Annotated in this window: 20 protein-coding genes and 1 pseudogene; 12 read left to right on the plus strand and 9 right to left on the minus strand. The window is 50.7% G+C overall.

The window, feature by feature from the left end:
* The first annotated feature begins 85 nt into the window (after positions 1-85).
* The 9 genes from FJM67_RS06985 (at position 86) to FJM67_RS07020 (ending at position 8,136) form a co-directional block, all read left to right on the plus strand.
* The gene (locus FJM67_RS06985) at positions 86-481 is read left to right on the plus strand and encodes a hypothetical protein (protein ID WP_140588067.1); all 396 of its coding nucleotides are present in this window, start codon (positions 86-88) and stop codon (positions 479-481) included.
* 50 nt (positions 482-531) lie between these two features.
* Positions 532-1,053: a copper chaperone PCu(A)C gene (locus tag FJM67_RS06990; RefSeq protein ID WP_140588068.1), complete on the plus strand. Its 522-nt coding sequence runs from the start codon at positions 532-534 to the stop codon at positions 1,051-1,053.
* 126 nt (positions 1,054-1,179) lie between these two features.
* A complete protein-coding gene (locus tag FJM67_RS06995; protein ID WP_140588069.1) occupies positions 1,180-2,811 on the plus strand; it encodes an MbnP family copper-binding protein in 1,632 nt (543 codons plus the stop codon).
* Positions 2,812-2,815: 4 nt separating this feature from the next.
* Positions 2,816-4,027, plus strand: a complete 1,212-nt coding sequence (locus tag FJM67_RS07000) for a methanobactin export MATE transporter MbnM (RefSeq protein WP_140588070.1) — start codon at positions 2,816-2,818, stop codon at positions 4,025-4,027.
* Positions 4,020-4,907 (plus strand): cytochrome c peroxidase, encoded by an 888-nt coding sequence (locus tag FJM67_RS07005; protein WP_219845919.1) that lies wholly within the window; start codon positions 4,020-4,022, stop codon positions 4,905-4,907. The genes FJM67_RS07000 and FJM67_RS07005 overlap by 8 nt, the downstream gene beginning before the upstream one ends.
* 33 nt (positions 4,908-4,940) lie before the next feature.
* Positions 4,941-5,177: a hypothetical protein gene (locus FJM67_RS17650; protein WP_219845921.1), complete on the plus strand. Its 237-nt coding sequence runs from the start codon at positions 4,941-4,943 to the stop codon at positions 5,175-5,177.
* Complete coding sequence (locus FJM67_RS07010) at positions 5,149-6,336, plus strand: hypothetical protein (RefSeq protein ID WP_140588071.1); 1,188 nt, start codon at positions 5,149-5,151, stop codon at positions 6,334-6,336. Before FJM67_RS17650 ends, FJM67_RS07010 begins: the two co-directional genes overlap by 29 nt.
* Positions 6,337-6,479: 143 nt before the next feature.
* Positions 6,480-7,088: a gamma-glutamylcyclotransferase gene (locus FJM67_RS07015; protein WP_140588072.1), complete on the plus strand. Its 609-nt coding sequence runs from the start codon at positions 6,480-6,482 to the stop codon at positions 7,086-7,088.
* The gene (locus tag FJM67_RS07020; RefSeq protein WP_140588073.1) at positions 7,078-8,136 is read left to right on the plus strand and encodes a class I SAM-dependent methyltransferase; all 1,059 of its coding nucleotides are present in this window, start codon (positions 7,078-7,080) and stop codon (positions 8,134-8,136) included. The genes FJM67_RS07015 and FJM67_RS07020 overlap by 11 nt, the downstream gene beginning before the upstream one ends.
* A gap of 21 nt (positions 8,137-8,157) precedes the next feature.
* On the opposite strand, the gene FJM67_RS17895 is transcribed toward FJM67_RS07020, so the two are convergent.
* From FJM67_RS17895 to FJM67_RS07050, 7 genes and pseudogenes are all read right to left on the minus strand, one after another.
* Positions 8,158-8,547: an NAD(P)-dependent oxidoreductase gene (locus FJM67_RS17895; RefSeq protein WP_328591926.1), complete on the minus strand. Its 390-nt coding sequence runs from the start codon at positions 8,545-8,547 to the stop codon at positions 8,158-8,160.
* Between the two features lie 6 nt (positions 8,548-8,553).
* Positions 8,554-9,045, minus strand: a pseudogene (locus FJM67_RS17900) (NAD(P)-dependent oxidoreductase); the annotation flags it as partial.
* Positions 9,046-9,163: 118 nt separating this feature from the next.
* Positions 9,164-9,787: an SGNH/GDSL hydrolase family protein gene (locus tag FJM67_RS07030; protein WP_140588075.1), complete on the minus strand. Its 624-nt coding sequence runs from the start codon at positions 9,785-9,787 to the stop codon at positions 9,164-9,166.
* Between the two features lie 166 nt (positions 9,788-9,953).
* Positions 9,954-11,945: a methyl-accepting chemotaxis protein gene (locus FJM67_RS07035; protein ID WP_140588076.1), complete on the minus strand. Its 1,992-nt coding sequence runs from the start codon at positions 11,943-11,945 to the stop codon at positions 9,954-9,956.
* A 127-nt stretch (positions 11,946-12,072) separates the two neighbouring features.
* Positions 12,073-12,915, minus strand: a complete 843-nt coding sequence (locus FJM67_RS07040; RefSeq protein ID WP_140588077.1) for a polyphosphate kinase 2 family protein — start codon at positions 12,913-12,915, stop codon at positions 12,073-12,075.
* Positions 12,916-13,012: 97 nt separating this feature from the next.
* A complete protein-coding gene (locus tag FJM67_RS07045; RefSeq protein WP_140588078.1) occupies positions 13,013-14,191 on the minus strand; it encodes an amidase family protein in 1,179 nt (392 codons plus the stop codon).
* Between the two features lie 140 nt (positions 14,192-14,331).
* Positions 14,332-15,189: an SDR family oxidoreductase gene (locus FJM67_RS07050; protein ID WP_140588079.1), complete on the minus strand. Its 858-nt coding sequence runs from the start codon at positions 15,187-15,189 to the stop codon at positions 14,332-14,334.
* 107 nt (positions 15,190-15,296) lie between these two features.
* Between FJM67_RS07050 and FJM67_RS07055 the strand changes: the two genes are divergently transcribed.
* Positions 15,297-15,692 (plus strand): winged helix-turn-helix transcriptional regulator, encoded by a 396-nt coding sequence (locus FJM67_RS07055; protein ID WP_268888262.1) that lies wholly within the window; start codon positions 15,297-15,299, stop codon positions 15,690-15,692.
* A gap of 9 nt (positions 15,693-15,701) precedes the next feature.
* Here the strand turns inward: FJM67_RS07055 and lhpI (FJM67_RS07060) are convergent, their stop codons facing one another.
* Positions 15,702-17,396 (minus strand): cis-3-hydroxy-L-proline dehydratase, encoded by a 1,695-nt coding sequence (lhpI, locus tag FJM67_RS07060; RefSeq protein WP_140588081.1) that lies wholly within the window; start codon positions 17,394-17,396, stop codon positions 15,702-15,704.
* Positions 17,397-17,556: 160 nt separating this feature from the next.
* On the opposite strand from lhpI (FJM67_RS07060), the gene FJM67_RS07065 reads away from it, so the two are divergent.
* Positions 17,557-18,723, plus strand: a complete 1,167-nt coding sequence (locus tag FJM67_RS07065; protein ID WP_140588082.1) for an aldose 1-epimerase family protein — start codon at positions 17,557-17,559, stop codon at positions 18,721-18,723.
* A 9-nt stretch (positions 18,724-18,732) separates the two neighbouring features.
* Here the strand turns inward: FJM67_RS07065 and FJM67_RS07070 are convergent, their stop codons facing one another.
* Complete coding sequence (locus FJM67_RS07070; protein WP_140588083.1) at positions 18,733-19,521, minus strand: AraC family transcriptional regulator; 789 nt, start codon at positions 19,519-19,521, stop codon at positions 18,733-18,735.
* Positions 19,522-19,679: 158 nt separating this feature from the next.
* On the opposite strand from FJM67_RS07070, the gene lhpI (FJM67_RS07075) reads away from it, so the two are divergent.
* Positions 19,680-20,639, plus strand: coding sequence for a bifunctional Delta(1)-pyrroline-2-carboxylate/Delta(1)-piperideine-2-carboxylate reductase (lhpI, locus tag FJM67_RS07075; RefSeq protein ID WP_140588084.1), 960 nt, complete (start codon positions 19,680-19,682; stop codon positions 20,637-20,639).
* Positions 20,640-20,646 lie beyond the last annotated feature (7 nt).

The following is a 20,646-nucleotide window of genomic DNA, read 5'->3' on the forward strand; positions in this document are numbered from 1 at the left end:
AGCGCAGGCTATCGCCGGCAACTGGTCTGGTATTGGTCAGGAAAGAAAGGCTAAAATAGCCCCTCGATCGATAACTGGTTCTAATATGACCGCTACCCTTTCTCAAACATTGCTACGGCAAGCCCGCTTTGTACTGGTGGCTTGGATGTTGGCTATGTTGGCGCCGCTGGTGGTGCCGACGCAGCCGGTAGTCCAAGGCGACAGTGTCATTGTGCGCGTCTGTAGTCTGTTGAATGGGGTACAGTACGTTGAGATACCGCTGAAGGATTTCAACAATGCCAACATGCAGGACAACATTGCCCAGCTACATGCGAGCTGTAAATGTGGTCTGACAGTCGATCATTCTTCTTTGGTGACGGCAAACTTCGAGCTGCCGCTACCGGTATTTTCTTCTAACGTCGTTGCTGGGCAGAGAGCAACGTCGTTTACCTCCCCCTGGATTCCCGTTTATTCAAGCCGCGCACCGCCGCACGTAAGCTGATTTTTCATCCTTTAATCTCTTACTCAATTTTGAATAATTAGGAATGCTTTATGTCTATTCGTACCTTGTCTCGTCTTGCTCTTGTGGCTGCGGCTGTGGCTTCTGCGGTGGCGTCTGCTGCTTCTTTGGAATTTCATCATCCGAAAGCTCGTGCGATGCCACCTGCGTCGCCAAATAGCGCGGCTTATATGTTGGTACACAATCATACTGACCAAGAACAAGTGCTTGTTGGCGTTGAGAGCGACGTGGCGAAAGCTGTCGAGCTACATACCCACGATATGGTCGATGGCACCATGCAAATGCGCCAAGTCCACGAAATCGTGATTCCTGCCGATGGCAGCGTAGCGTTTAAACCAGGTAGCTACCATGTGATGATGATGGGGCTAAACCGCACTTTGGTTCCAGGTGAGTCCGTTGACTTCACTTTGATTCTGAAATCTGGCGAGCGCATCCCTATGAATGCGGAAATTGTTATGCCTGAAGAACTGGGCATGCCGATGAAGCATGACGCCATGAAGCACGGTGATATGAAGCAAGGCATGAAAATGTCCGGTGAGCATAAACACCACTAAGCGTTCCTACTCTCCCAATAAAATTTTAGCCTTCAGGTCTACCTGAGGGCTTGGCCTGCGTGTGCCTTTTTTCAGTGGCTGGAAAGCCGCTGCGGCCGCGCTCGCCTTGAAAAAGGATAATAAGCAATGAAACAACTACCTATGTTTACCTTGACTGCGGTGATGGCTGCCATGTTAGCGGGTTGTGGTGATAATTCCGACTCGACGACTGATAACGCTACCTCGACAAAAACCACCATTAGCGGCGCTGTTGCTGATGGATATCTGAAAGGTGCGAAAGTGTGCCTAGATATCAATAAAAACCAAGCTTGTGACTCAGGTGAACCATCTGCAGTAACGGGTGACAACGGCGCCTACTCGTTGGCAGCGACCGAGTCAGATGTAAGCTCTTATCCCTTAGTGGTTGAGGTGCCTGCCACAGCAATAGATTCAGATACTAACCAAGCTGTCGGCACGGCTTATACTCTTACTGCACCTGCAGGAAAGCATGAGTTTATTAGTCCGCTTTCAACACTAGTTCATCAAGCGATGGCAGAAGACTCGAGCTTAAACCCTGATACCGCTGCGGCAGCAGTCAAAACCGAGTTAGGTATGACTAATGTGGATCTGTTTAAAGATTACATTGCCCACAAAACGGCTTCGACAAATGATGCGGATACTCAAACAGCTTATGGGAATGCTCATAAAGCTGCTCAGGTTATGGTGAAAGTGATGCAGGCTAATGCAGCTGCTGTAGATGGCATTGAGCCTGTTAAAGCGCAGCGCCTTTTAGCTAAGATTGCGAAGCAAACGGTACAGAGTCAAGGTGCTGATTTAGATACCGCAACAGTCAATTCAGAGTCCGCTGCGACGCTGAAAGCCATGTTGGCGGCAAGTACCAGTGCTAGGGAATCGGCAACTCAGCAAGTCACTATTAACTTTGATATGCAAAACAATGGCACGCCAGTTCGTTGCGGTGATGCCATAACCATCAATGATGTAAATGCTTCAGATACGGCCGGTAAGCTCGTTGATACTCGTTTTTATATTTCAAATTTGATGATGACTGATGCGGACGGTAATGCTCAGTTGGTTTATCTTGATGAAAACTATAGCCAGAGCAAAGGCGTATCGCTAATGGACTTTGGCTTCGACACTGATGGTAATTGTTCTACAAGCTATAAAATCTCTATTACTGGTTATGTAGCCCCCGGCAATTACACTGGTGTGACTATGACAGTGGGCGTGCCTATTTATTCGGCTGATGGAACAACGAAACTGAATCATAGCAATAAAGCAGGAGGTGAGAATGTACCCAAGCCTTTAGTGAATACCGCGATGGGGTGGAGTTGGCAGGGTGGTCGTAAATTTACTCGTATCGAGTTCGCGCCGACAAATGGCCTTACTCGTACGATGGGGACAGAAGATACCAGTGATGACAAGGCAGCGACCAAGTGGATGGTGCATTTGGGATCAACAGGCTGTTACGGTGACCCTACAATCTCTGGTAATGAAACAACCTGTTCAAACCCCAACCGTCTAGATCTGAACTTTAGTAGCTTTGATTCCACTAGCCAAAAAGTGGTGTTGGATATTCAGAAGCTTTTCGCCGAGTCTGATTTGACCAAAGATACGGGTGGTGCTGTAGGCTGTATGTCTGGTACAACGGACCCAGAGTGTACGCCTATCTTTAAAGCCCTGGGTCTAGGTTTAATCGGCGACAAAGCGGGTCAAACTTTAACCGGGGATGCCGTTCAAACGGTCTTTACGGTGCAGTAAGCCTATGAAAACGTCGCATCGTATTCTGACCCTATTTGGGGTTGGGGGCGCTGCGCTGTTGGCTTGGGGGCTGATTGAAAGAGAGTCCCCAAGTTCTCAGGTGTCTGTGGTGGTGAGCGAAGCCACCGCAACGCCGGAGTTTCAGTGGCAGCTTCCCGAGCATTTCCCGGTTCCCTTTGTCCCCAAAGACAATCCAATGACGGAGGCGAAGTTTCAGCTAGGGCGGCATTTGTTTTACGACAAACGCTTGTCGGGCAATGGCACCCAATCTTGCGGCTCCTGCCACTTTCAACAGTTGGCGTTCACAGATGGCTTGGCGAAGCCGATTGGTTCTACCGGTGACACTATCGCTCGTAGCGCCATGAGCATTGCCAATGTGGCCTATTACCCGACGTTGACTTGGGCAAACCCCTCCCAATACACCTTAGAAATTCAGGCGCAAGTGCCCATGTTTGTGGAAAACACCGGCATTGAGTTGGGTATTAACGACGAAAACAAAGACGAAGTACTGGCGCGTTTTCAGCAGGACGCTCAATATCAAAAATGGTTTGCCGAGGTGTTTCCCAGCGAGCCACAGCCGATTCATTTTATGAATATTGTGCGGGCGATTTCCGCCTTTGAAAGAGGTGTGATTTCCGCCAATAGCCGTTATGACCAAGCCTTACGGGGTGCAGTTTCCTTAACCCCATTGGAGCAGCAGGGACAGACTCTATTTAATGGCAAAGGCCAATGTAGCCAATGTCATAGTGGCTTTAATTTTAGTAACCAGACTTACAGTGCGGACAGTAAGTTTGTAGAAAAACCATTTCATAACAATGGTTTATATAATGTGGATGGCAAAGGCGGTTACCCGCTCGATAACGTCGGTTTAATCGGTGTGATGCCCCAAGAAGGCAATATGGGCAAGTTCCGAGTACCGAGTTTGCGCAATATCGAGCTTACTGCTCCTTACATGCACGACGGTTCTATGGCCACCTTAGAAGAGGTGGTGGCGATGTATGCCCGCCATGGTCGTTTGATCGAATCGGGGCCAAACAAAGGGGATGGGGCGTTATCGCCGTTAAAAGATCCTCTGATTGACCAAATTGAACTCGACGAGAACGAGCAAAAGGCTGTTATCGCCTTTTTGAAAACCCTGACAGATCATGAGTTTATCGCCAACCCTCGGTTTGCTGACCCTTTTTTGGTGAGTCAAACGGGAGGGAGCCATGAATAGGTGGTTATGGGGTGTGCTTAGTATGGGAATAGCCACAGGGATAAGTGGTTGCATCGATACAGGCACTGAAACAACGGATCCCAGTTTGGCCGATGGCAGCTGGACATGGCATCTGCCACCCAACTTTCCAACCCCGGCCGTGTCAGCGGATAACCCCATGAGCGAGGCCAAGTTCCAACTAGGGCGGCGGTTATTTTACGATACCAAGCTTTCTGGAAATCAAACCTTCGCGTGTGCATCGTGTCACCATCAGGACAAAGCCTTTACCGATGGGCTGACGGTCTCCATTGGCTCTACTGGCGATGTCTTACCCCGGAATGCCCCTTCCCTAATGAATGTGGCTTACAACAGCACCTTTACCTGGGTAAACCCGGATCTGACCAGCTTGGAAACCCAAATGGCGGTGCCTCTGTTTGCAGAGAAAATCGTCGAAATGGGGGTAAATGACAATAATCGTGCTGAGATACTAGCGCGTTTTGCTGATGATGCGGATTATCTACAACGCTTTAAAGGGGCGTTTCCTGACGAGGTAACACCAGTCACCTTCGATAATATCATCAAGGCGATTTCAACTTTTCAGCGGGGGCTGCTGACAGGTAATTCTAAGTTAGAGCGTTATCAACGGGGTGAAGTATCACTCACCGCAGCAGAGCAGCGGGGACGCTTGTTGTTTAATGGGGAAAAAGCGGAATGCTTCCACTGTCACGGTAGTTTTAACTTTAACGATCAAGTGACCTATGTAGGTAAGCGATTTGAGGAAAACCTTTTTCATAATACCGGCTTATACAATGTGGGCGGTACCGGGGATTTCCCCGCCAACAATCAGGGCTTATACGATTTTACCGGCAGGCAAACAGATAAAGGTTTGTTCCGTGCGTAAAGTCTTTGGAATGTAGCGCTAACGGCGCCCTATATGCACGATGGCAGTATTGCCACACTGGAAGAGGTGGTGGACTTTTATTCGGAAGGCGGCCGCAATATCACCACTGGCCCCTACGCCGGTGATGGTCGCTTTAGCCCCAATAAAAGCGATTTGATTGTCCGCATTGATTTCACCGAACAAGAGAAATCCGACCTGATCGCCTTCTTGAAAACCCTAACTGACGAGACCATCGCTACCAATGAACGCTACTCGAATCCTTTTAAATAGTCGGCTGAGTTTTGTCGTTGGTGTGCTTACCATCGGCGTCAGCGCATCAGTGCTCGCCCATGAAAGCGGTGACACCAGCTCAGTCTTTTTGGGGCTTGGCGCTCAATCCCTGCAGTCCGATCAGGTATGGCCGGTCGATCGTCTCCCCGGTGTTTTGGAAGCTGGTAATAAGCGGGAAGATGAACATGGTGATGGGTTAGCCTATGTTGAAATCGGGGCGAATCTATTATGGGGCAAAACCCACCAGCTGCTCCTTAGTATCGGCACCCATGGGGAAGAAAACGAATGGGATGCGGAAGCCGCTTGGGTTGGTGGCGCGCTGGAGGACACCGGCAATTATCGCTATCGACTTGGTCGCCAAATGTTGCCTATTGGTGAACTCAATCGCCAAGAAATGCATGGTTGGTCGATCGGTCTTGCTCCTCTTACCATGCGGGCGGTGTTAGGGGACAGTTTGCGAGCGGACGGTTTGGCCCTGACGGCAGGGCGCAATAGTTATATTACCTTGGGAACATGGAAAGTCGATGCTTTCCCCGGCGCGCCGAATGATGCTCTAAATAGCGCCAGTATGACGGTGGGTTGGTGGAATGATAGCTGGGATGCAAGCGTGTCGTTCGTATCCTTGGATGTAGATGGTCGAGCTTTGTCTACAGTGGATTCCAGTCGTCATACCCATACTTTGCCCAATTGTTCAGAAGTTAATGCCGAGCGAGTCTGTTTTGTTGGTCAAGCCAAAGTGGTTAATGGCGCCCTTTCCTATGAGGGGGAACGCACTTGGATTGGCACAGAAGTCTATTACAAGCAGGACAGTGGTTACTTGGACAGCATATACGGCACACCGGATTACCTGGGTGAGTTTGTAGGGGCTTGGCTTGAAGCGGGCTGGCAGTTGGCAGAGCGTTGGCAGCTGTGGGGACGCGTGGAGCATGGGGTAGCTGGACATACCTTGGTTGGCAGTAACGTTAACTTGATAACTGACCAAGTAGGCATCAGTCAGTCCGATTCCCCCTATCGTTCGGCGAATGTGGCGCTAAACTGGCGTCCTTGGACGGGGCATTTTTTCAGTATTGAGGGCGGTCGTTATACCTGGCTGAGGGATCAGTATGACGTATATTTACTACGTTATCAGTTTGTTTTTGACTATATGTTATCTAAATGAAACCAATCCCCCCGATGATGTTCTAAACCAAGGTCTGTTTGCCAACGTGGGTCACTGGTCTCCCTTTGACCCGCAAGGTATGATGGGCGTCCAACAACGATGAGCGGAACAATAAGCGTGCAACACGCAACGGGAGGGGAGAGATGACAGCAACAAACCAGCATTTCATACTCGCATACGGCAGTTTGATTAGCAGCGAAAGCCGCGCCAAAACTGGGGAAACTGGACAAGTCTGGCCAGTGAAACTCCACGGCTTTGAGCGTCACTGGGCGGTGGTGGACCCAGATATGGATATGAGTACGGTGGCGATTCAAAAGTCTGAAAATGCCGCCTGTAATGGTATCTTGGTGGCCGTGGCGGAAGATCAAATTGCTCTATTTGACGAACGTGAAATCGGTTATCAGCGTTCGCAGGTGCTACCGGAGCAGTTGACGGCCTACTTAGATGAGCCCCTACCAGAAGGCACCTATTGGGTTTATCACACTGAAGAAATTAAGCACCCAGAGGACGCCTGCCCGATTGTGCTTAGCTACGTGGATGTGATCTTGTCGGGTTGTCTAGAGCATGGTGATGCCTTTGCCTTGGACTTTTTAGCCTTAACCAAAGGTTGGCAGAGCCCCTTGATCAATGACCGTCCACAACCACGTTACCCACGTGCACAGCCTGAGCTGCCTACTGAGCGTCTGAACCGTTTATTGGCACCGGTGTGTACTTTATCTAACAAAGAGTTAGCCATTACCTATGACGCTTAACCCCCCAAGCTTGCTGCTTGAACGCAATGCCGCGCAGTTGCGCGGCAAAGTTTTATTTGCCAACCCTGAAGACAGTTTTCCTACCTTATTAAGTCAGGAAGCTGATGTTTATGCTTGGGCTCAGTCTTATACGGTCTTTTCCCAACTAGGAACTGGTTTAGCAGAAGCAAAACGCCACTTCGGCGCTAGCTTAGAGGGCAAAGACTGGCAAGATTTCGATCATCTGGTGATCTATCAACCTAAAGCGAAAGAGTTACTAGGTTATCTTCTGGCGGTGGCTTTACCGCGGTTGAAGCCCGGTGCCCAAGTGTGGTTAGTGGGTGACAACAAAAGTGGTGTGAAGTCTACGGTGAAAAAACTGCCAAGCTACATTGTGGATGTGACTAAGTTCGAAGGGGCGAAGCACTGCCTGTTGTTTAATGGGCGCTTGGAAGGCTCAGCACCCGAATTTGTATTCGACGACTGGATTACGTCTTGGCAACAAGAAGTCGCTGGTCAAAGTTTCACGCTTTGTAGTTTGCCGGGGGTTTTTGGTCACGGTAAATTGGACAAAGGCACCGAGATTCTACTACAGCAATTGCAACAACACCGCTTTATGAGCACCGTGTCCGATGCGCGTATTCTGGATTTCGGTTGTGGTGATGGCATCATCAGCATGTGGTTGCACCAGAAAACCGGTGCCAAGCTCACCGCATTGGATGATTCTGCTTTGGCCCTCAAAGCCACCGAGCTAACGTTTGCGGCGAATGGTTGTGAGGAGTCCGTGACTTGCCTCGCCTCCAATGGCCTACAAAATGTGAAAGGGCGTTTCAATTACGTGGTGACCAATCCCCCCTTCCATACGGGCATCAATACGGATTATTCCATTGCGGAACAGTTCTTCGCCGGGGTGAAGCAGCATCTGACCTTAAATGGCGAGTTGTTTGTGGTGGCTAATGACTTCTTGCGTTACGCTCCTTGTATTGATGCCGCCCTTGGTAAGCACACTCAACTCCATCGGGGCAGTGGCTTCGCGGTTTACCACGCAAGACAACAGCGACCCTCTTAAGTCGCTGTTGCGAGCACGCGTTTACTGCTTTTGATCGAAGTCCTTGATTAACACCGAGGTGTCTTGTCTGCCTCGACCTTGTTCGATTAACCCCTGATAAGCCTGATCAACTTGGGCGGTTAGCGGTAATTTGATCCCCATCTTCTCGGCTTGGGCAAGGGCGATCCCTAGGTCTTTGTGCATCCATTCAATAGCGAAGCCAAAGTCGAATTCGTCCTTGGCCATGGTGTTACCGCGGTTTTCAAGCTGCCAAGAGCCGGCGGCACCGACCTTGAGGGTATCCACTAGGGTGGCAATATCTAGCCCAGCTTTTTGTGCGAAGCGAATGCCTTCAGACAATCCAGACAGAATCCCAGTAATCAGGATTTGATTCACCATCTTGGCGATTTGCCCAGCGCCAACATCGCCCATGCGAGTAGTGCATTTGGCGTAGCAGTCTAAAATGGGTTGGGCCCGATCAATCAGAGCTTGATCGCCACCAATCATCACCGTTAGTACGCCATTTACCGCCCCCGCTTGCCCGCCCGACACAGGCGCATCGAGAAAATAGCAACCGGCCTGTAGCGCAGCTTGATAAAGCTCTTGGGCGACTTCTGCTGAGGCGGTGGTGTGATCAATAAATAAGGTGCCGGGTTTTGCTGCTGCAATAATGCCATCGGCACCAAGATAGAGCGCCCGTAGATCGTTATCATTGCCCACACAGGTGAGCACGACTTCTTGATTAACACTGGCTTCGGTCGGTGTCGCAGCAAGGGCACCGGAATATTCCTGGCACCAAGCCTCGGCTTTGCTGGTAGTGCGATTATAAACGGTGACACTGTGGCCGGCGTTGGCTAAATGCCCTGCCATGGGGTAGCCCATGGTTCCTAAACCTAAAAAGCTGACTTGCATTGCTTCATCCTCGCTGGTGGCTGATAGAGCAAGGGTAAGGGATTTTAAACGGCAGGTGTATCCACACTTTCGTTAAAAGGCAGGCATACAGATGTGAATGGCAGAAGCGAGCAACGTCTCACTTCTGCCTCGATTATCACACTAGTAACTTACGCACGATGGGGGCTAGCTCTTTAGCAAGAGCTTGGTTGCCATTAACATCGAGATGCACACCGTCAATTTCGGAGGGTTGCAGAATCCCGGCTGAGTTGAGAAATTCCACATCATTGGCGAATGCCATATTTTGGAAGTGCTGATGGAAATATTGGGATTTCTCGACAGCGCCAGAGAAAGTTTCCGCCCGCTCACCGGTGGGGGAGGTGATGTTGGGTGGCGCGACGACGATGATTTTGGGGCTTGGGAAGCCTGGCTCCAGCTTCATTCGAGCGCGATGAATAATTTGCTCGACCCCTTTGGCCGCCTCGAAGGCACCGACGTTGAAGTAACGTTTTAGGTCATTGGTACCGAGCATAATGATCAACACATGCACTGGGCCGAAGGTTTCCAAAGCAGCTTGGATGTAAGCCAAACCGTTGCGCCCTTCATGGAATGGGTCTTCCCAAATCGTCGTACGACCGGGTAAACCATAGTTGATTACTTGGTGAGTGCCACCTAGTTCTTCTTGTAGCAGAGTTGGCCAACGTACACCGACCGCATAACGTCCTCCATTGGGAACACTGCCCCAAGTGAGAGAATCCCCGTAACAAAGAATCGTCGCCATCTTCATCTCCTTTTTGGCATAGAGGGTACGAGTGTAGTGGTTTACCCCCGTCTATGCGTATAGTTAACTCCGTAAAACATGACAAAAACAGGGCAAATTTTTGTTTGCCGGTAAAAAAAGCCCCTAAGGTTTTCACATTAGGGGCTTGGATTGTCTTGCTCAAGCTTTATTTGAGTGCATTCAAACGTTGGGCGATAGCGTCGATCTCTTCGCTCATCTGCCGTAGCTGGTTTGAGTCTTCCGCATTACTGCTGGTCAAATCTTGTAAACGGGCGACAAATTGGCTCAAGTCATTGGAGACTTTTTGCTGTTCTTTGGCTGCTGTTGCAATCTGCATCGCTTGGTCGGTGATCTGCGAGAAGGCCTCGACCACTTGCTGTAAGTGAGTTGACGTTGATTCTGCCGAAGCCACTGCGCGGTGGGTTTCACCATGACCATGTTCCATGGCGCTAACAGAGTCTTTTGACGCAACTTGTAGGCGATTCAAAACGGATTCGATTTCTACCGCAGAGCTCTCGCTCTTGGCTGCAAGGTTACGTACCTCGTCAGCAACGACTGCAAATCCTCGACCAGTCTCTCCTGCACGGGCGGCTTCAATAGCTGCGTTCAGTGCCAATAGGTTAGTTTGCTCGGCGATATCGCGAATCACGCTTAACATGCTGTTCGCTTCACGGCTGTCGGCATCCAATTTGATGATACTTTGTTGGGCTTTGGACATGGCATCGGTGAGGCTACGCATGGTACGAATCACCTCGTCCATTTCTTTGCCGCTGCGCAAGACATCTTGGTGGATGCGTTCTACTGTGCTTTTAGTCTCTTCCGCGTACATGGCTACATCGTGGGATGTGGCGCCAAACTCTTCCGTAGCAGCAGCAAGGGTATGGTTTTCATCGTTCAGGCTGTTGGCTTTGCTGAGGAAACTACCGCTAAAGGCATTCAAACGTCCCGCATCTCTAACCAAACGTTCGGATTCGTTATGGATTTGCTCCAATAGGCTCTTCAGCTTGCCGCCATAGGCGTTGACGGCTTGGCGTAGCTGACCAATTTCATTCAGAGTTCCGACTTCTAAGTCTTTGGTACTGCCGCCTGCAACCAATTCATTAATTTGATCTGTGGTGTGCTGGACTTTATTAAGCAAGCTACGTAAGAAAGAAAGGGCAATGAGACCCACCACAATGAGCAGGGCACCGATAGCGATTAACAAAAACAGCCCCATATCATTCGCTGCCGCCGTCATAACGCCTTTGGGCACCACGAGACCGATTACCCAGCCGGTCTCCGGTTGTTTAAATAAATCCACATAGGCAGATTCGCCCAAAATGCCGTCATTGCTAATCTCAATCAGAGTGGAAGACTGTAATTTCTTGCTGGCTGCGATGGCTTCTTTCAACCATGGTGCCTGTTGTACCAGCTCATCAGCCGTTAGCATGGAATCGTCTGATTTCACAATTTTGACGCTGCCAGTGGGGAAACTGAGCATCTGTCCCATATTGTCGATTGCAAATACGTAACCGTTGTTATCCGCCCCATAACGGCTAAAAACTTTGGTAATACCGTCGAGCATCATGTCTACGGTAGCGACACCGGTGAATTTGTTATTTGGTTTGATTGGTACGGTACAGGTCACCATGGGCGTTTTAGAAAACGGATCTATGTAGGCTTCTGACCAAGCACATTGATCAACGGGCGTTTTCTTTCCGACTTGATACCAGCCCTCTCCATGGTAACCGCCCCCATTCGGGTCGTTGTAGTCATCTAGGTAGTCGATGCCGTTGTCGCCACGAGCCCAGAAAAAACTACGACGCTCAACCCCTTGGGTAAATGCATTGGGCTCAGGCCAGATGCCACCACCGGCAATGGCCGTATCACCATGATTGTCCACAATGCTGGGGAAGAGTTTTTTGAATAGCGCTTCGTCTTTCGGTAGGTTTTCCGTCGCTAGGGCAAGCGTGCTAGTCAGTAGTTGAATTTCTTCAAACTTCGCGCTCAATAGGTCATTCAAACCTGTCTGATTGACCGCGATTTGGGTCTGACGTTCTGCAATCAGATCAGGTTTTACTTTCCCTTCGATCACTGCAACGATAGCCAATACGGCTAGTACCAATATGGCAACAAAGCCGACACTGATCTTTTGACGAATCATCAATGCAGGTTTCATAACATGCTCCTTGTGCTCAATTTATGTCGAGTTTGGAGTTAATGTGCCTGATTGATGTCGCAAAAGCTATATTTCACTGACGAAAAGCAGCACTTTGCAGCTAAACGGCGCAAATCCTTACTTTGGTTTACATAAACTGGTCGGGCACGCTAATCCCCAGCTCCTTTTCTGCTGCTCTGACAATGGACTCATCCAACGTTGGCGGCGCCAGATCAACCCCTTCAGCCAAAGCATGGTAAACCGTTTTGAGTACTTCTATGCGGGCAAACCATTTGCGGTTGCCGGGGATGATATGCCACGGATTACTCACGGTTGAGGTGTGGCGGAACATGTCGTTGGTAGCAACCACGTAGTCATCCCATTTGTCCCGATTGCGAATATCTTCATGGGTGAGTTTCCAGTGCTTCGCGGGGTTGTGAAGACGCTCGGTGAAGCGTTTGAGTTGTTCTTCTTTGCTGATGTGCATAAAGACTTTGACGATACGCACCCCATCGTCGGTCAGCATCCGTTCCCATTCGTTGATCTCTTGGTATGCGCGCTGCCATTGTTGTTCCGAAGCAAAGCCCTCGATACGCTCTACCAATACCCGCTCGTACCAAGAACGGTCAAAAATCGAAATAGTACCCGGAATCGGCAAGCGCTGTTGGAAACGGTACAAATAGTGGCGGCCTTGCTCTTCTGCGGTGGGGGCACTGATAGGGTGAACCTTGTAGCCACGAGGATCAAGCTTTTCACTCAAACGGCGAATAGCGCCCCCTTTACCAGCTGCGTCCCAGCCTTGGAAAACTAAGATGGCACGGCGATTTTGATGGAAGTAGGCCTGCTGTACCTCAAGTATGGCATTCTGCCACTTCTTCAGCTTTTTCAAATAACTGGCTTTACTCTTCAGTTGAAAGTCAGCGTGATCGAGCTGCATTTGCTCAAGATACGGTGGTTCCGATTGCAAAATAATATCGCTGGGTTGATACATGCCCGAGTCTCCGTACTGTAAAAATGAACATAATAACCTTATTTTTCAGGGCAAATGGGGTAAATATCGCCAAGTACTGACTTCACACCAGAGGGGCTTAGTTCGTTAGTAAAGTTTCCCAGGCTGCGCCCAACGCCAGTAACTCCGCATCCTTTTTGCCTACGGCGGTAAGCAGTAAGCCAACGCCAGGGTGACTGATAAGCGGTAGCGACAAACTACAACCATCCAATACATTGGCGAGGCTGGTATTGCGTAGGCACAGTAGGTTGAGGCGGTCGAAATCTTCGTCACGGGAAACCTGCTCGAAGCGTGGTGGCAGGCAGGCGACGGTAGGCAATAGTAGGATGGTATTGGCTTGGGTCTCTGTATAGGAATGGATCCATGCCAAACGATCCTGCTGGGTTTGGGCAAATTCCTCTGGACTCACGCTAGCTGCCCGAGCGATGCGTCGGCGTACTCGTGGATCAAGTTGTTCCGAATTTAAGTCGAACAACGGCGCGAAGTGTCTGGCGCTTTCGACGGCGGCAAACTGCCAGACAGGTAATTTCTTATAGTGCTCCAGTATGGCCAGTGGTCGCTCTTGGATTTCTACCCCCTGTTGTTTCAGGGTCTCGATGGCTTGCCAAAAACCAGTGGCTACTGCCTCGTCCAATTGGTCTAAGCCGAAATTGCTCGGCACCACAAATTCTAAGTCGTTTAGCTGCCCAGCGGTTTGATTCGACCCACTTAGTACCCGCCATAGCTGTTCGCAGGTGGCTACGTCTTTCGCCATGGGACCGATGCTGTCTAAGCTAGTTGAAAGGGGAACACAGCCCTGGCTGGGGACACTTTCTTGAGTCGGCTTAAAGCCAACTAAACCACAAAATGCGGCGGGGATACGTAGTGACCCCCCGGTGTCGGTGCCCAATGCTGCATCAGCCAGTCCAGTTGCTACTGCTACCGCGCCACCACTGGTGGAGCCCCCGGGAATGCGGTCGGGGAAGAGGGGGTTTGCCGGTGTGCCAAAGTGGGGGTTCAACCCTAGTCCAGAATAGGCTAGCTCGGTCATATTGGTATGCCCTATTAGCTCCGCTCCAGCGGCTCTTAGCCTTGCTACCGCCTCGGCATCTTGCTTGGCGGGTGTATGACCTAAGAGCAATGAACCGGCCCGAGTGTGATAGCCTGCCACATCCAAATTGTCTTTGACGGCCACTGTTACGCCAGACAAGGCTCCCTGCTGCGGGCTTTGTTCGGCAAATCGCTCGGTGAAAATAGGGTCATGATGAGGCGTTGACATAGGGCATCCATGGGTTGGCTTAGGGATAAAGCCAGTATGCCACGGCTACAACCAAGAAAAACAGGGTCTGTGTTGGCAGACCCTGTTGTCTTGTTACCAAAATGTTGGTCAGTAGGGGAGAGGCCTGACCGACTGTCGTGTTACTGGGCTAGTGCCGCTTTGATACTGTCTTGAATTGGCGTGGTTGGGCGACCAATCAGTGTTGACAAGGTGCGACTATCGTCAAATAGACCACCTTGGCTGGCACCTACATCGGAGTCTGCCAACAGCGCGGCAAAGCCTTCTGGCAAGCCAACTTGCACTAGAATCTTGGTGTATTCCTCTGCTGGCAGGTCTTGGTAGACCACGGGTTTACCAGCAGCTTGCGCAATGTATTGAGCGTATTCTGCCAAGGTGAACGCCGTGTCCCCAGCCAATTCGTAAACTTTGCCTGCATGACCGTCAGTTGCGACTACAACGGCAGCCGCTTCGGCATAGTCTTTACGGCTAGCGGTGGCGTATTTGCCATCTTTGGCGGAGCCTAAAACAGCACCATGCTCCAGAGCCATACCAACACCCATGGTGTAGTTTTCTGAATACCAGCCATTACGCAAGATCACATGGGCAACGCCTGATTCCGCCAAAGCTTGTTCTGTCGCTTTGTGCTCTTCGGCTAAACCAAGTGGCGAGCTGTCCGCATGTAAGATACTGGTGTAAGCAATTAGCGCTACGCCAGCTTGTTTCGCCGCGTTAATTACGTTTTGGTGTTGTACTGCGCGCTGACCCACTTCACTGGAGGATACCAGTACTAAACGCTCGATGCCGGCTAATGCGGTTTCAAGCACGCTAGGTTGAGTGTAATCAAAGTGACGCACCACAATGCCTTGTGCCGCCAAATCCGCTGCTTTTTCTGGGCTGCGAACGCCGGCAACGATCTGATCTGCTGCCACGCCGCGCTCTAATAGGCTAGCGATAATAAGTTGACCTAATTGACCGGTTGCACCTGTTACTAAAATCATGCTGTTCTCCTTACGAGTAAAAATATGTTTTGCATTCGATGGGCATAAGGTAAACTCAACACTTACAAAAAGTAAGTACGTACAAAAAGGTAAGTATGAAAAATAGTGTGCAAACAAATGACAACCTAATGGGCAGCTTTGATCGGGGTAATGTGTTATCGACCAAATGCCCTTCCCGAGAGGTACTAAAACACGTCACCAGCCGCTGGGGATTACTGGTGTTTTTTGTATTGCGCAATGGGGAGCCCCAACGCTTTAGTGCAATTCGTAAACAAATCGATGGCGTCAGCGAAAAGATGCTAGCCCAAACCCTGCAGCAGCTGGAAGCGGACGGCTTTGTGGACCGTATCGTTTATCCTGTCGTTCCACCCCATGTGGAATACCAACTCACCGACTTCGGGATACAGTTTGGTGGGAAGGTATTCGAGTTGGTGGATTGGTTGGAAAGCAATCTTATCGATTTACTTTCCAGTACCCCAAAAGCAGAACAAACCAACCATTGAGCCAATCCGTTATACCGCCAACCAGTTAGGCGGGGTAGCGGAAAATTCACCGCAGCGCAGACTAGCAAGGCAGCTGGCTAACCCTGCAAAATGTACTTTGCGGCCGCTGAGCCCTGGCCCGTAATGGGCATATTTGCCGGAGTTAGTGAGTACGGTTGCTGCCGAGGTAGGAAACACGGGTTCGCTGATGGAGCACCAGCAAAGATCCGTATGGAAACGAAAGCCGGCGGCTTCAATAATGGCCACCAGCCCCTCCGCCGTAGCCTGTTGTTTCACCGCTTGTCCAAGGGTAATGATGCCTTGGGCGAGATTCTGGTTAGTACTTGCCCCCTCTTGAGTAATCAAATGGGCTAGGGTGCGACACTCCTCTAGGGAGAAGTGGGGGCTACCTAACGCCACGAGGTCGATAGCGGTAGCGCTAGGGTTAAAGTGCTGCCAGGCCTGGAGTAAATCTTCCCAAGTTAATGGCACCGTGACCGCATCGGTGGCGACCAAATGGCACTCTGGAGTGATGCCTGCCACATGCAACATAGGTGCCCCCGAGGTGGTGCCAAAGGCCGCACATAGGCCTTTGAGGTCATCTTCACTGGGGGCAAGGTGATCGACACCGGTAATCAGCGGAATCCGATCAGGGGACAACTGCCCCACTATATACCCCAATAACGGCCAGAAACTATCATCGACTTGATCAAAGTGAGCTACAGCTATGATCTTGGTGGCTGTACGTGACTGGGGTAGGTACATGCCCGTATAGGGCGCCCGTCCGGTTAGGGCAATACACAGGTCGAGAAAATCTGGGTGTTTATCGGTTTTGGCCCCCAGTACGCTGTTGGCAAAGATCACCGCATTGGATTCTGACCAGCCGATATTGCTGCCTGTTTTTGGCCTATCTTCTAGTAGGTATGGGGAGCAAGTGAACGAAGGCATCGCCCCCATATCCACATAAGCTTGCGCTAGTGCCGCAGCCCCGGTGCCAAAAGCACTATCCATTTGCTGTTCCCGCCAGTGGGCCATTTCCACAGAAATGGCGTTCATGGTGGTGGGGATCCGCACTTTGGCGCCTAACTCTTTGAACATATTGGCAAATACTAGGTTCGCTGGACTGGCGTAGATGCAACCATCAATATGACCTTGGCTCACATCAATGAGCTGATCTGCTTGAGCGTTTTGCGCCATCGCGCACAGGATGCGCATGGCGATTTGTGCCGCAGGTCCATGCTCGCCTGTTAGCATGGCTTGATCTTGCTCGCTCAACTGCAATGTTGTGCTAGGCGTCGTTGAAAGGGGCAACGCAGCACCATCAGGTAAGTGCAGTTGCTCAAAGCTGACTTGGACGTGTTCCCCATCCCAGGCACTAAGTTGTTCCCACTCCTGCTGATTCACCTGTAGCACTGGAATGGTTTTATCAAACAAATTAGCGGCCACGAGGGCTCCTAGAGTTAACACACTCTCTGCTTCTCGGAAAATCAACGCTGCCGGGGCGATACCATTGAGCGCCAATTCCAGCAAAACCCCACTGCCAGAGCAGGAGCCACGGCTAGTGGGCAGCATCAGGATTTTATTAGCTAGGCTTTGGCCGTGTAATGGGTGATGAGTATCGTATACGTCACCAGTGTGAGGGTTTACTCCGCCCCAAAAGCTCAAACCTTCGTTGGTGACGATAAGTTTGCCTTGGGTGGCGCCTGCCAAAATCGAACGTGCCATTTCGAGTACCTGCTCTACCTATTGAAAATATGTATCCAAAATACGTTGCTCGACGCAGGAGTCAAGGGAGGTCGCAAAGATATGTTACAGACACGGAGGGGGCCCGGCATTATGATCACAGACTCGTTTTTATTTCCTTGTCCCCATATAGGTGAGCTCCATGACGGCAAACGCCACATTTACCTTGACGATCCTTTCGTCCCAACACGGCATTGATTTGGGTAATTTTCAATTAAATGGGGCACAGCTAGGTCTACCAGAAGGCGTACCGATAGCTGTTCGGCAACAATGCTTGGTTGGTGGTAAACAACAGGGTTCGCGCCTATTGACCCTAATGGTCGGCGATAAGGAGATTCGCGTCGTACCAACCCGTGGGATGGCGATTCTGGACGTGCAACGGGACCAGGTGCGTTTTGGTTGGGACTCCCCAGTGACGGAGGTGGTACATCCTAGTTTTATCAATCAAGAGTCAGCTGGTGGCCTCGGTTGGCTTGATGGATTTAATGAAATGCTGGTGCGCTGCGGCTATCAATGGGCCGGGCACCCAGGGGAAGATCGAGGCGAGTTTCTCACCTTGCATGGACGTATCCAAAACACTCCAGCGGATGAGGTGATACTCGAAGTAGACTTGACCCCGCCTTATCAAGTGCGTTTACGTGGTCGAGTGGATGAAAAGCGCTTTAAATTTACTAATTTTGCCCTGCATACCTGCTTGAGCGCAGCGCCTGATTCCCCATACCTAGAGGTAGAAGACACCCTTTACAATCTTGCCAGCTATGACAATACCTACCAGGCGATCTATCACAATAACTTCGGTACCCCGATTCTGCAGCCTGGCGCTCGGCTGCATATCACAGGCAAACAAATAGCTCCATTTAATGAGTATGCAGGGACGGGTCTCGAGACTTGGATGACCATGCCAGCGCCAACCCAAGATTTTGATGAGATGGTCTTTAATATCGAAGCGTTAGCAGACGAGGAGGGTACTGCTTATGCCTTGCTAGAAAATGCGGATCAGACCCAAGGCATCGAGGTGGCTTATGCGGTCGATACCTTGCCAGTGCTCACCTTGTGGAAGAATGTAGACACCCGAGAACAGGGCTATGTGGTTGGTATTGAACCGGGGACTTCCTATGCCTATAACCGCCGTCACCAGTGGGATTTAGGATTGGTGCCAACGATTCCTGCTAAAACGAGTAAGGTCTTTAAAGTCCGCTTTGGGTTATTTACCTCTTCCCAAGAAGTAACTGCGAGTCGGGATAATATCGTTAGGGTTCAGGGGAATCAGACTCTTTGTGTGAAAACAGAACCAACAGTACAACTGTGACCGTTTGTGCTAACCACCTTGCCGGGTTTGCGCGGGAGACACCCCCATATGCTTTTTATAAGCGCGAGAGAAGGCCGAAGTGCTGGCAAAACCAAATTCGCTCGCCAGTACCGCCACTGGAATAGACGTATTGAGCAATGCTTCCCTCGCCATTTGCAGGCGGCAACGTAGTAAATACTTTTGTGGGCTACAGCCGAGTTGTTGCTGACATAGGGCGTAAAAGTGGCTTTCGCTTAGATTGAAATAAGCCGCTAGCGTCCCATTGCTGATGGTGTCTCCGGGGTGCTGTCGGGCGATATGCTCAAGGGCGCTTACATCGAGTCGTTGTTGCAACGTGGCGCGTAAATTTGGTGCCCATTCCTTCATCGTCACCAGTTCCCCTAACAGCATGGGGAGTAGCTGCTGGCTGAGACGCTGTTGCTGGGTTGGGGTCGCGTTGGTGAGTCGCTTTGCCGCGAACTCCAACAGGGGCAACATATCTGCTGCCAGCTTGCCTTGAGGCGGTGTATTTAACAACAGCTCTGCCAAGTTGGTTTGGGTCTGTTCCTCGATCAGTTGCAAGAGCGGGTCTTGATGATGCAAGTCCACCACGATTAGAGCACAGTCTTCATTTTTGCCTGAAAAGCCGTGGGGCATTCCTTGTGGAGAAATGGCGAAATTGCCCCGAATCAAACGCACCCCCGTTGTTGGTAGTTCACAGTCCATTTGCCCTTGCCAACCAAATAATAGCTGGCCGTACTCATGGCAATGGGTGCCTTGAGCGGTCGCTATGACGGTGTGACGAATACAACTGGGCATAAATGATCCTGACGCGGTAACGGTATGATCCAGTGGAACGGGTGTTATTCCCTCATGCTAAAACAAGTCCAGAGTTTTGGCGAACAGAATCAGAGTTTTGATCAACTCCAATAGTGAAAGGGTTGCTACTATGGAGGCAACCAGTGCGAGGAGTCTTTATGTATATCAGTGCCGAACAATTACAAACCTTTCTACCATGGCCCCAATTAGTGGAGGCATTGCGGGATATTTTTATTGCCGATGTGATCGCCCCAGTACGTCATCATCATTTTATCGATGTTCCTAATGAGCCACAGGCCACTTTGCTATTAATGCCCGCTTGGATTGAGGGTAAATACCTTGGAGTGAAACAAGTCAGTGTATTTCCTGGCAATAACGCCAAGGGCAAACCAGGGCTAACGAGTTTGTACACCCTAAGCAGTGGCGCCAGCGGCGAGACCTTGGCACAAATGGATGGCAATGTCTTGACCGGGCTACGTACTGCGGCGGCTTCTGCTTTGGCATCCAGCTATTTATCCCGTCCGGATAGCCGTACTATGCTGATGGTCGGGGCCGGTCGTATGGGGCGTAACTTGATCCCAGCCCATTGCAGTGTGCGCCCCATTGAAACCATTTACGTGTGGGATCGTAGCGCCCAGAACTGCGCCAGCTTAGTGGCCGATTTATTGGAACAGGGGATGGATGCCCGTGTGGTTGAGGACACCGATTTAGCTACCGTAGCGGGGCAGGTGGATCTGATCAGTTGTGCCACCATGGCAACGGAGCCCGTGATTCGCGGTGAATGGCTTGCTCCCGGCACCCATGTGGATTTAGTCGGTAGCTTTACTCCGACCATGCGTGAGGTGGATGATAGTGCGATGCAGCGTGCGGCGGTGTTTGTGGATACCCGTGCGGGGGCATTGGTGGAGACTGGCGACTTGATCCTGCCGATTCAGTCTGGCGCTTTTAGCCCGGAGCAGATTCAAGCAGAATTAACCGAGCTTTGTGGCGCGCAACATAGTGGTCGCAACCAGCTAGCTGACCCAGAGCAAGCCATTACCTTGTTTAAATCGGTCGGTGATTCACGGGAGGATTTGGCGGCCGCTATCCTTGCCTATGAAACAGCCACCGCTGAATAACCATTAT

Source organism: Maribrevibacterium harenarium (genome assembly GCF_006385675.1).
In the GTDB taxonomy this organism is placed as follows: Bacteria; Pseudomonadota; Gammaproteobacteria; order Pseudomonadales; family Marinomonadaceae; genus Marinomonas; species Marinomonas harenarium.